Here is an 11,696-nt window from a genome sequence, read left to right on the forward strand (position 1 = left end):
GATTCTGAGAAACAAATCTACACTTTTTTAGGAAATAATGTATTTTTTTGATTATTGGTTTTTTTACTAGAATGGATAGTTTATCCCAAAACTTACTTGGGAAATATTGAAGCTAAAATTACTGAACCAACGATCTGATTTTTGCTTATAAGGCTCGCGTATTTTAAAACCATGATCTAATCTAAGAACAAGAAGCTTTAAGTCAAATCGCAAACCAAAACCTCCACTAAAAGCCAAATCTGTTATGGATTTAAAACTATCAAATTTTGCATTAGTATCAATGAATTCTGATCCTGTGATATCCCAGATATTACCTGAGTCTATAAAAAGAGCTCCATTTAAAGATCCAATTAAACCAAAACGATATTCTAAACTACTAATAAATTTTAAACTTCCAATATTATATTCTAAGCCAGGGGGGGTAGTTCCAGGCCCAAGGGAATAAGCCCTCCAGCCTCTTATGTCGTTTTGTCCTCCAGCAAAATAGCTTTTGGTGAAAGGTATGTCGGAATTGTTATAAGTGAAAATAGCGCCTAAAGAAGTTCTATGTGCTAAAACAGAGTTTTCCCCTAAGCTCCAATATTTTTTATATTCAACATCTGTTTTGAAGTATTGAGCGATTGGAATTTTGAATAGGGTGTTTTGATTGTTGGTATTCTTTGCTTTAGATAGTAATCCTAAAATATTACCTGCATTAGCTACACGAATTTTAAAAAAAGAAAAGTTTTGATCTTTTAAATTTTTTTGATTGTTGTACGTAAAACTATATGCTATTTCAGGAATCAAAAAGTCAGATGTTATGATATTAAGACGTTCTCTAATATTCAGGGCAGTTAAACGTTCTGAAGGGTTGGTAATAGCAAATTGGCTATTATTTAATATTTCTGTTAAAGAATTTCTTATGCCTTCATAATTAGAGAAAGTATTGTCAAAAAATACGTTACCGTTGGAAAACGTAGTATAAATATCTCTTAGTTTAGAATATTCTGATTGATAAATAGAGAAGTAATTATTGGTATTTAAATTTCTAATGTATTGAGTATTCAAGAACTCTAGCTGTATTGTCTTAGTAGCATTAAATTTCCACTTATAATCAATACCAATATTTAGATTTTGTCGATCTAGTCCAATATTTTTTTGAAGACTAATTCCTCCATGAAAATTGGTTTTGGGAAACATTCTTTTTGGAACAAGTTTGTGGAGATTAAAAGGGGCAACAAACCTAGGAATTTCAAGAGATATATCTCCACCGACCTCCCATCCAGGGCCATTATTAGAATTAAAATAGGCTCCATGAGCTGAAATTTTAAAAATTTCAGCACCTTTAAAAGTATTTCTGTTAGTGAGTGAAAATCTACCAGAGATGTCAAAATTACGAACGTTAGATCTTGATAATTCAGAATCAATTCCTAAAGTGTATTTTTCAGCAGGAGTTAAAAATATATTGGCTTCTAATTCATGATCATTTATTTCTTTAAATCTTATTGAGGTTGATTTAAAGTTTTTGAGTCCTCTCAAATGAGTTCTTGTTAGGTTTTTAAGCGTGTCACTGTAAACGGCACTAGGTTTTATGAATAGTGATTGTGCTAGGTATTTTGGGTTGTACTTTAATTTGTCGAAAGCATAAAAGTTGATTCCTTCGTATGAAAGTGTATCATTTATAATGTTGTCTTTTTTATTGTAAGTATAGTCTGTAAAAACATTAATGTTTTTTATTCTTTGTACCTTGTATGGCTTAGAAATATATTCTCCATTTGATTCGATAAGCCTATCAGTCAAAACTAATTCAATATTTGTTTTGTAGGCACTTGTATCTTCAACCCAATAATTTACACTTCCGTTTTTGTCAAAATGATAAAGACCGTTGTTTCTAAAAAGCTTTGTTAGTCTTATTGTTTCATTAACGAAATTAGCATCATCATATTTTTGATTTGATTTTAGAAAACTATAATCTTTGTTCAGATTATAAATAGAATCTAAAACAGGTGATTTTATAGTTTTAAAAATTGTATCTAAAAACAATGGTTGTCCTTTTTCTATCTGATAAGTTAAACTTCCCTTTTTTCTAGATATTGAATCTTTCTTAACTTGTATTTTTGCCTTGAAATAACCGTGATTTTGATAATAAGTTTTTAAATTTCTTAAGCTAATATTTGTTTTTTTATCATCGATAATAATAGGTTTTTGACCGCTTTTTAAAAACCAGTTATTTAGTCCGATAGCTGATTTTGCAACAGCAATACTTTGTTTTTCAGAAAAAAAACGTTTAAAAAAGTTATATGTTTTTGGATATTTTTTACCCCAATCGCTTGGCGATGTCGGTCCTTCAGGGTTGCCTAAGTTATAGAAGTTCAATGCTAATGGAAGTCCAAAGGTTTTTTGATTAGGACGTTGAATTAGTAATTCATTTAGTTCATTTTTAGATGTTTTTACACTATCTAAATAAATAGTATTTTTTATTAAAAGTAATTCATTCTCTTTTAAGTGTTTTACGGTATTACATCCTACTAATATTGCAAATAGTAAAAAATAAAAAGAGAGTTTTTTCATTAACTTTGTTTCCTGAAATTGATAATCAAAAATACTATTTTTTTTGAGGGTTAAAGTGTTAAATTTTAATTAATGGGCTTAACAAAAAGTAATATAAGGTTGATAACTAGTTTACAACAGAAAAAATATAGACAAAAGCATAAGTTATTTATAGGAGAGGGAATAAAAGTAGTGAGAGAACTGTTGGCTTCTAATTTGAAGGTAAATAGAATATATTGTACTGATAATACTTTTAATTTTGTTCAAGGAGAATTGGTTACAATTATATCTGAAGGCGAACTGAGAAAAATAAGTAACTTAAAAACACCAAATAAAGTTCTTGCCTTGTTTGAAATTCCGAAATACGATTTACCAATGATTTCTGGTTTTACTGTTGCTTTAGATGGAATTAATGATCCTGGTAATTTGGGAACAATAATTAGGTTGTGCGATTGGTTTGGCGTTGATAATTTAATTTGTTCTACCGATACAGTAGATTGCTATAATGCTAAAGTTGTGCAAGCAACAATGGGATCTATAATTAGGACACATATATACTACACAGATCTTATAATGTTTCTAAAAAACACAAAACTTCCTAAATATATAGCAGATATGAATGGAGAAAATATTTATACTTCTGATTTACCCCCTGAGGCTATTCTTATTATGGGGAATGAAGCAAATGGAATTTCAAAAGGGGTAAGGGCTATTGTTGAAAAGCAGCTAACAATTCCAAAATTTGGTGATTTAAGGGAAATAGAAAGCTTAAATGTAGCTACAGCAACTGCCGTTTTTTTAAGTGAGTTTCGAAGAAGGTAAACCTATTTTTTTATTTCAAGGCTAAATATTGAGACAATAGAGCTAATTCATTTTACTTAATAAAATTGTAAAACCATTGTGGTTTTTTCAAGATACTGCTGTTTGTCAATTTATCCTTAAATAAAGAATAAGAGCCGTAGTTTTACTTTAGAATAGCTGTTAAATAACTACTCAAATTCAAATTAATTAACTGGATTTGTTATTACTTTAAATAAATAATATATGATAAAAAACTATTATTGAGGTTAAATTTTTCAGTTACTTTTATTTATTTTTTTAAAAAACATCAAACTAAAGTATTTACAATTACTTTAATGTAGCTTAATGTTTAAAATAAACCGTTAATTTGTGCGTCTATTTTGTCAACTACCTTTCCTAAATCTTCTTGATTTTCAACAAAGTCTAAATCATCAACATCTACAATAAGGAGTTTTCCTTTATTGTAAGTAGAAATCCAAGCTTCATATCGTTCATTTAATCTACTCAAATAATCAATACTTATAGAATTTTCGTATTCTCTTCCTCGTTTATGAATTTGTTCTACTAAAGTAGAAATATTTGCTCTTAGGTATATTAAAAGATCAGGGGGAGTAACTAAGTTTTCCATTAACTCAAATAATGAAGTATAGTTTCCATAATCTCGATTAGTCATAAGGCCCATTGCATGAAGGTTTGGAGCGAAAATATGAGCATCTTCATAAATGGTTCTATCTTGGATAATATTTTTGCCAGTTTTTCTAAATTCTAGAATCTGGCGGAATCTACTATTTAAAAAATAAACTTGTAAATTAAAAGACCAGCGCTCCATTTCAGCATAAAAATCATCTAAATAAGGGTTTTTATCAACGGATTCGAAATGAGGTTTCCAGTTGTAATGTTTAGCTAATAATTTTGTTAATGTTGTCTTTCCGGCACCAATATTACCCGCAATGGCTATATGCATAACTTACAAATTTCTTAATGTAAAATTACACAAAAAAATGGCTAAAGAAAACGTTTAACAAATCAATTTATACCCAAAACCTCTAATATTAACGATTTGGATATTAATATCTCCTTGTAATTTTTTTCTTAACTTAGAAATGAAAACATCCATACTTCTAGCATTAAAAAAATCATCATTTCCCCATAATTTGTTTAAAATAAAAGATCGATCGAGTATTTCATTTCTTTTTTGAGAGAGGTGGAATAGTAGTTCTGCCTCTCGGTGTGTAAGGATGACTGTAGTATCTTCGAGCTGTAAAGTTTGTTTGGTGAAATTAAATGTATAGGCACCTATGGAGATTTTTTCATGGTCTATTTTTAACGTATTTCTGCGCAGAAGAGCATGTACCCTAACAATGAGTTCCTTCATGGAAAAGGGTTTTTTTAAATAATCATTGCCACCATGACTAAAGCCTTCTAAAACATCTTTAGTTTGTGATTTTGCCGTAAGAAATATAATAGGAATCTGATTGTTTTCTTCTCGAATTTCTCGTGCTAGTGTAAAGCCATCTTTCTTAGGCATCATGACATCTAGTACTAAAATATCAGGATTTTTTTGTTGGTATAGCTCCTTGGCTTTTATACCATTTTCCGCAAGATAAACTTCAAAGTCTCTAGTCTCTAAACTTTCTTTTATAATTTGTCCTAAACTAGGTTCATCTTCTGCCAAAAGAAGTTTTATCTTATTCATCATTGGGGATATTAATTTTAAAAATGGTGTGTTTAGCGTTAGATATCAGGTGGATATTACCTCCATGTTTTTCAATTATTTTTTGGGTGTAATATAAGCCGATACCAAACCCTTTTACATCGTGTGTATTTCCTTTAGGAACTCTATAAAATTTATCAAAGATTCGTTCTTGTTGACTTTTTTCAATTCCTTTTCCATTATCCGCTACCGAAATTTCAATAGTATTTAAAACAATATTTACATTTATTTCAATTCGTCCCCCGCCATATTTTATCGCATTATCGATAAGGTTCGATATCGCATTTTCGAAATGAAAAGTATCTATTTCTAAAGTAAAATCGTTACTGCTCGAAGAAAAAGAAATCTCTTTACTCTTGGCTAATGGTTGGTATTTTTTAGCAGTTTTCTCCACCAAATCGATCAGATTAATTGCTTCTTTTTTTAGAAGTAATTTTTCGCTATCTAAAGTGGCAGTTTCCAGTAACTTTTCTACCATTTGATGTAATTTTTTCAATTGCAAAGATGATATGGAAAGGTATCTTTTTGTTTTCTCTTTGTCTTCGATTATATTGAAATTATCAATGGCCTCAATTGCAGTAGATACCGTAGTTATTGGTGTTTTGAACTCGTGCGTTATATTACTGATCAGATCGTTTTTTATTTCTGCAAGTTCTTTTTGCCTGTTAATTATTTGTAACAAATAAAATAAACTGGCAATTACAGCTAAAGATAAAACCAATGATAATAAAATTCCGGTAGAGCTTCTTTTTAAGGTTTCATAGGTAGGACTCCCATAAAATAAGATGAGTTTTTCATTTAGACCTAAGAAAGTAGATTTAGCTGCTGCTTTTAGGGTATAGTTGGGTACTTTTACCTCTTTGGGAGGCTGAATTTGTTTCCCGTTTTTTATATGTGTTACATAATAGGGAGTTTTAATTCCTTTCTTGTTTAAGGTTTTTTGTAATATAGAATCCAGAATTTTATGATTAATGGAATCATTTTTAATAGAGATTAAAATAGTTTGTAACCCCTTTATTAAATCTTTACTGTCTTTAGCTTTTTTTTCTGAAAAAATAAAAACATCTGAGTTTTCATTTTTAATATTGGTAGAAATATTCTTTTTTGTAGGGTTAGCAAAGTTAGAGAAGTGCTGTAGTTTGCCTAAATCTTTTATTATAGAGTCAAAATTATCATGACAGTCAAAATCGAAATGAAATTTTTTTTTTGCAGTCTTATAAAATAAGGTGTCTATGTGTTTTAGTTTATCCAAATCTTTAGGATCGGTAGAGGTAAAAGAAGATTGTATAGATATAAAATCTGATTTCTGTTTTCTTTTGGGCATAATTTTTCCGATAATGGAATCCCAAGGAATTTCTCTTTTCTCCTTATTATCTTTATTACTAGATGTAACAATGGTATATGAATTTTCTTTCGAAATTTTAGCAAAGTATTCTTCGATGGCGCTATCTATACTTTCTTGGATTTCATTAACTACATACTGTTTGTTCTGTTCGTAATTTTTATAATTCCAGTACAACTGTACCGCTATCGTTGTAATGATAGTAGCCGTTATTAAATAAAGAATCCAGTTGTTTCTTGTACTTTTCATGGTTCAAAGATAGGTACTTATCTCTTACTTTTTCTAAGGCTTAACACTAGTTAACACTAGTTAACCCAAAAGAAGAGGAACAAAATTCATATTTGTAGCATGAAAATAAATAAAAATCAAATATGATACGATTAATACTAATGCTTTTTCTTTTAATCCTGAGTCAAATCGGTATTTGTCAGTCTGAAAATGCAAATCTTTTTAAAGAAAATGAAAAGAAGTTTTCTGTAGACCATTTAAAATATAAAGTAGATTCTATAGAGGAACTTGTATCAATCAATTGGGAACATGTCCAGCAATTATTTGAGAATAATGAATCGAATAAATTAGTGTCTTTGAAATTTGAAGTTAGTATTCCTAATGCTTCAGGCTTTCCAAGAGATGTCTACAGTTTTAAGGCATCCGATTATACGATTAACTTAGATAGATTGTTAAATCGATCTAAAAAAGGAATGCAAGGAATAATACAAACAATACATAAATATAAGAGATAGAAATCATGAGAATACAATTTTTCACATTATTAGTAATGTTAGTTTTAGGGGTAAATGCACAAGATTTTCAGGGCAAGGCTACCTATAAAACACATAGGAAATTTGAAATGAATTTAGGAGGAGATGGACAAAATGGACAAGGAATGAATGCAGAAATGCAAGCGCGAATACGCGCACAGCTGATGAAGCAATTTCAAAGAACATATACCTTAAATTTTACAAAAACAGAATCTACCTACAAGCAGAATGAAGAATTAGATGCGCCACAAGTTCAAACGAGCGGGATGCAAATTCAAGTCTCTGGATTGGGGGGAGGAACGGATGTGTATTACAAAAATACAGCAGAAAAGAGGTATGTCAATAAAACGGAAATTAGTGGTAAACGTTTTTTGATCAAAGACAAACTGGAGCAGCCTAAATGGGAAATGTCAGGAGAAACAAAAAATATTGGAAATTATACTTGTTATAAAGCCACTCAAAAAAGAGAAGAAACTAGAACTTCATTTTCGATAACAGATGGGGAGAGAGAGGAAAAGGAGGAAAAAGTCACGGTAGAAACTGTAGCATGGTATACTCCTGAAATACCAGTAAGTAACGGTCCAGAATATTTTTGGGGTCTACCAGGTTTAATTTTAGAAATTCAAGATGGTGACCATACGATCGTTTGCTCAGAAATCGTGTTAAACCCTGAAGAAAAAATAGAAATAAAAGAACCTAAGAAAGGAAAAAAGGTGAGTCAAGAAGAATATGAAAAAATTATGAAAAAACACTCGGAGGATATGATGGAACGATTTAAGAACCAAAGAGGAGGTGAAGGTACCATGATATTCGAAAGTCGATAGTGATTAAACCTTTTATGTTCTTCGTAGTCTTAGATAGAACAGCAAAATAATACTACGAAGAACATGAAAACAACACTATGGTATACCTTTCTTTTTGTAAGTACCATAATTTGGTCGCAGCATTCCTTCCAAGGAAGAGCGTCGTATCAATCTAAAACATCTATGGATTTGGGAGAGTGGGGTAAAAAGATGTCAGAGGAACGAAAAAAAAGAGTTAAAGAACGTATGGCGTCGTTTTTAGAAAAGTCGTATACCTTACATTTTACAGAAAAGGAATCGGTGTATGCCGAAGATCAAAAGTTGGAAATACCAGGAAGTGGTAGAGGATTTCGATTTGGTGCATTTATAGGTGGCGGAAGAAAGTATAAAAATTTTACAAGTGGAGTGTTCTTAGAATCTATTGAGTTTTATGGGAAAAATTTTTTGGTGGAAAATAGTGCAGACAAACCAAAATGGCAATTGGAAAACGAAACGAAACAGATAGGTAAATATACTTGTTTTAAAGCTACTTTAGTAAAACAAGATGACCGTATGGATTGGAGTAGAATTCGTGGTAGAAACCAAAGAAAAGGTAAAGAGGAGCCTTCTTCTTCATCCATACCTGCAAAAAATAATAAGGAGCAAAAAGACGAAGTAGTAGTTACCGCATGGTATACACCCCGAATACCGGTAAGTAATGGTCCAGGAGAATATTGGGGTTTACCTGGACTTATATTAGAAATTAATGAAGGGAACACTACGATCTTATGTTCTGAAATTGTTATGAATCCTGAAAAAAGAGCAGAGATCAAAGCTCCTACCAGAGGGGATGAGGTGTCGAGAGAAGAATACAATAGAATTGTAAAGAAAAAAATGAAGGAAATGCAAGAAATGTTCCAAAGAAGGCGTCGAAATAATAGAGGAGGAGGGAGATAATCGGGCTACGCCTAAAGGATAAAAAACACATAAATTTTAGAATGAAAAAAATATTAATAGTGGTCATTTGTATGGCGACCTGGACAAGTATTGCCCAAATTACTATGCGGGGTATCGTAAAAGATAGTATAGGAGTTGGCCTAGAAATGGCAAATGTAATAGCTATCAACAAGCAAACAAAAAAGTTAGATTCTTATGGGTTTACCGACAGTAAAGGGAACTATAAACTAAATCTAAAAAAGAATGCAAACTATACTGTTAAAGTGAGTTATGTAGGAAATAAAACAGTTAGTAGAGATGTTGCAACCAAAGAGGAAAATCTTCAAATGGATTTTACATTGGAACCGGACGATTCATTAGACGAAGTGAATGTTACCTATAAAATGCCGGTAACCGTAAAAGGAGATACCATTGTTTATAATGCCGATAGTTTTACATCGGGTACAGAGAAAAAGTTGGGAGATGTGCTTAAAAAGCTACCAGGTGTTGAGGTGAATGATGAAGGGGAAATACAAGTAGAAGGAAAAAAAGTTAGTAAAGTTATGGTAGAGGGGAAGGATTTTTTTGATGGCGATAGTAAACTTGCTACGAAAAATATCCCTGCAGATGCTATCGATAAGGTAGAGGTGTTAAAAAATCATAGTGAAGTTAGACAGTTAAGTGGTGTAACGGATAATCAAGATAATATTGCTATCAATTTGAAACTAAAAGAAGGAAAAAAGAATTTTTGGTTCGGGGAGGTTTCTGCAGGCTTAGGGATAGCTACTGAAGACGAACGCTATATAGCACATCCTAAATTATTTTATTACAGTCCTAAATATAGTGTTAATATCATAACCGATGTTAATAATATTGGCGAAGTACCTTTTACTATTCGCGATTATTTCAATTTTACTGGAGGATTTAGATCTATGGGAAGTACTAATGGAACAGAATTCAACGTCGGTTCTAACGACATTTCTTTTCTAATGCTTAGAAATAATAGGGCGAAAGAAATCGAAACACAATTTGGTGCAGTTAATTTTAGCTATGCACCAAAAAAAACATGGGATATAAGTGGTTTCGCTATTTATTCTGGTAATCGTACAGACATGGAAGAAAACACAGAAAGATTGTATTCAAATACCAATATCGATCGGAATAATTTACCTCCAATCTCGGATAAAATCATTGATACAGAACGCACTAGTGATGTAACTACGCAAAGAAGTAATATAGGACTTTTTAAATTAAGCTCTAGTTACAAGCCTAATTCGGATAATCAGTTCGATTATGATATCTTAACTAAGGTCTCTGATCAAAAACAGAATATTTCTACACTCTCTACCCGAACCTATTTAAACGCAGATGAAGAAATTGTACCGATACACCAACGTACAGAACAATCTCCTTTTTCTGTGAAACAAAATTTGAATTATTACTATACGTTAGACAATAAAAATATTTTTGCGCTAGAAATGCAGCATCTATGGCAAAATGAAGATCCATTTTATAATGCCATTCTTGAAGAGCTATCTTTTGCCAATTTAATAGGTTTGGATATTTCTGCAAATCCTTTTAATGTGGAACAAGAAAAATTTGTAAAAACTAACAAGCTAGATGGGAAGTTGGATTATTACCATATCTTAAATGCAAAGAGCAATCTAAATTTCACACTAGGAACTACTTTAAGTACCCAAAAATTCAATTCTACTATTTTTGAAACGTTAAATGGTAACCGTACACCCATAACTAATACAGATGCTGTGAATGACGTTGACTTTTCTTTTGAAGATGTATTTTTGGGATTACACTATAAGTTTGTTTCGGGTATTTTTACTTTTAACCAAGGATTCACGTTACATAATTATCTAAGCAAGAACACACAGTTAGGAACTGAGGTGAAGAATGAATTCACTCAAATTTTACCCGATGCCTCGATAAAAGTGAATCTTAAAAAGTCGGAAACGTTACAACTAAGCTACAGAATGCAAACGACCTTTACCGATGTAAATAGCTTGGCAAAAGGATATGTATTCAATAATTATAATAGTTTATATGCGGGGAATAGAGACTTAGAAAATGCACTATCGCATAATATAGACTTGAGTTATTTCAGCTTTAATATGTTTAGTTATACTAATATTTTTGCTGTGATAAGTTATAATAAACGAATCGACGATATTGCGTCGAATACAGCGTTTTTAGACGTCAACCAAATAAGAACTTCCGTAAATTCATTATTTCCAAATGAAACAATTTTTGGGAGATTTAATTATGACAAAAGTTTTCGAAAGTTTAAACTAACCATAGGAGGAGATATTACGTATTCTAAATCTAATAGCTTGATAAAAAATGGTGTAACTGGAGAGGTTACGAATAGGTTGTTTAAAACGTTCCGTCAAAGTTATCAAACAAAATTTAGTACAAATATTAGAAATGCTCCAAATTTTGATATTGGATATAATGTGCAAATTAATAACTCTGATATCGGAGGAACCAAAAATATATTTACTACCCATAGTCCATATCTTAATTTAGAAGTACGTTTTTTAAAGGAGTTTAATTTTACTTCTAAATATACATTTAATCAAGTCGTAAATCAAGGTCAGGTAATTGACGAATATGGCTTTTTACGAGCGGATATAACGTATCAGAAGAAAGATAGTAGTTGGGAATATAAAATAGGAGTTACCAATATATTGGATTCTTCTGGTTTAAATCAAAATAGCAGTAATGATATATTTGTTAGCAATAGCACCTACCTAATACAACCTAGAATTGGAGTTTTGAGCATAAAATATAATTTGTAATCCATATAAAATTAATTA

At 31.0% G+C, this 11,696-nt stretch carries 9 protein-coding genes; 5 read left to right on the forward strand and 4 right to left on the reverse strand.

The genetic code is table 11. The features are described from left to right. Positions 1–66: 66 nt before the first annotated feature. Complete coding sequence (tamL, locus tag AC2GW8_RS12205; RefSeq protein ID WP_440880149.1) at positions 67–2,550, reverse strand: translocation and assembly module lipoprotein TamL; 2,484 nt, start codon at positions 2,548–2,550, stop codon at positions 67–69. Between the two features lie 72 nt (positions 2,551–2,622). Here tamL and AC2GW8_RS12210 point away from each other — a divergent pair, with 72 nt between their 5' ends. Next, complete coding sequence (locus tag AC2GW8_RS12210; protein ID WP_440880150.1) at positions 2,623–3,351, forward strand: TrmH family RNA methyltransferase; 729 nt, start codon at positions 2,623–2,625, stop codon at positions 3,349–3,351. A 328-nt stretch (positions 3,352–3,679) separates the two neighbouring features. Here the strand turns inward: AC2GW8_RS12210 and AC2GW8_RS12215 are convergent, their stop codons facing one another. From AC2GW8_RS12215 to AC2GW8_RS12225, 3 genes are read right to left on the reverse strand one after another with little or no spacing between them, the layout of a single operon-like run. Beyond that, a complete protein-coding gene (locus AC2GW8_RS12215) occupies positions 3,680–4,294 on the reverse strand; it encodes a deoxynucleoside kinase (RefSeq protein WP_440880151.1) in 615 nt (204 codons plus the stop codon). A 54-nt stretch (positions 4,295–4,348) separates the two neighbouring features. Beyond that, a complete protein-coding gene (locus tag AC2GW8_RS12220) occupies positions 4,349–5,026 on the reverse strand; it encodes a response regulator transcription factor (RefSeq protein ID WP_440880152.1) in 678 nt (225 codons plus the stop codon). Further along, the gene (locus AC2GW8_RS12225; protein ID WP_440880153.1) at positions 5,019–6,635 is read right to left on the reverse strand and encodes a sensor histidine kinase; all 1,617 of its coding nucleotides are present in this window, start codon (positions 6,633–6,635) and stop codon (positions 5,019–5,021) included. Before AC2GW8_RS12225 ends, AC2GW8_RS12220 begins: the two co-directional genes overlap by 8 nt. 122 nt (positions 6,636–6,757) lie before the next feature. Between AC2GW8_RS12225 and AC2GW8_RS12230 the strand changes: the two genes are divergently transcribed. The 4 genes from AC2GW8_RS12230 (at position 6,758) to AC2GW8_RS12245 (ending at position 11,678) form a co-directional block, all read left to right on the forward strand. Continuing rightward, positions 6,758–7,129 (forward strand): hypothetical protein, encoded by a 372-nt coding sequence (locus tag AC2GW8_RS12230; RefSeq protein ID WP_440880154.1) that lies wholly within the window; start codon positions 6,758–6,760, stop codon positions 7,127–7,129. Between the two features lie 5 nt (positions 7,130–7,134). After that, on the forward strand, positions 7,135–7,971 hold the full coding sequence (locus tag AC2GW8_RS12235; RefSeq protein WP_440880155.1) for a GLPGLI family protein: 837 nt from the start codon (positions 7,135–7,137) through the stop codon (positions 7,969–7,971). A 63-nt stretch (positions 7,972–8,034) separates the two neighbouring features. Then, on the forward strand, positions 8,035–8,886 hold the full coding sequence (locus AC2GW8_RS12240; protein WP_440880156.1) for a GLPGLI family protein: 852 nt from the start codon (positions 8,035–8,037) through the stop codon (positions 8,884–8,886). Positions 8,887–8,927: 41 nt separating this feature from the next. Next, positions 8,928–11,678, forward strand: a complete 2,751-nt coding sequence (locus AC2GW8_RS12245) for a carboxypeptidase regulatory-like domain-containing protein (RefSeq protein ID WP_440880157.1) — start codon at positions 8,928–8,930, stop codon at positions 11,676–11,678. The last annotated feature ends 18 nt before the right edge of the window (positions 11,679–11,696 follow it).

The organism is Tenacibaculum profundi (genome assembly GCF_057162725.1).

Excerpts from the sequence above, each read along its gene's own strand:
- AC2GW8_RS12235 (WP_440880155.1), top strand. The coding sequence starts at position 7,135 with ATGAGAATACAATTTTTCACATTATTAGTAATGTTAGTTTTAGGGGTA.
- AC2GW8_RS12215 (WP_440880151.1), bottom strand. The coding sequence starts at position 4,294 with ATGCATATAGCCATTGCGGGTAATATTGGTGCCGGAAAGACAACATTA.
- AC2GW8_RS12230 (WP_440880154.1), top strand. The coding sequence starts at position 6,758 with ATGATACGATTAATACTAATGCTTTTTCTTTTAATCCTGAGTCAAATC.
- tamL (WP_440880149.1), bottom strand. The coding sequence starts at position 2,550 with ATGAAAAAACTCTCTTTTTATTTTTTACTATTTGCAATATTAGTAGGA.
- AC2GW8_RS12225 (WP_440880153.1), bottom strand. The coding sequence starts at position 6,635 with ATGAAAAGTACAAGAAACAACTGGATTCTTTATTTAATAACGGCTACT.
- AC2GW8_RS12220 (WP_440880152.1), bottom strand. The coding sequence starts at position 5,026 with ATGAATAAGATAAAACTTCTTTTGGCAGAAGATGAACCTAGTTTAGGA.
- AC2GW8_RS12245 (WP_440880157.1), top strand. The coding sequence starts at position 8,928 with ATGAAAAAAATATTAATAGTGGTCATTTGTATGGCGACCTGGACAAGT.
- AC2GW8_RS12210 (WP_440880150.1), top strand. The coding sequence starts at position 2,623 with ATGGGCTTAACAAAAAGTAATATAAGGTTGATAACTAGTTTACAACAG.
- AC2GW8_RS12240 (WP_440880156.1), top strand. The coding sequence starts at position 8,035 with ATGAAAACAACACTATGGTATACCTTTCTTTTTGTAAGTACCATAATT.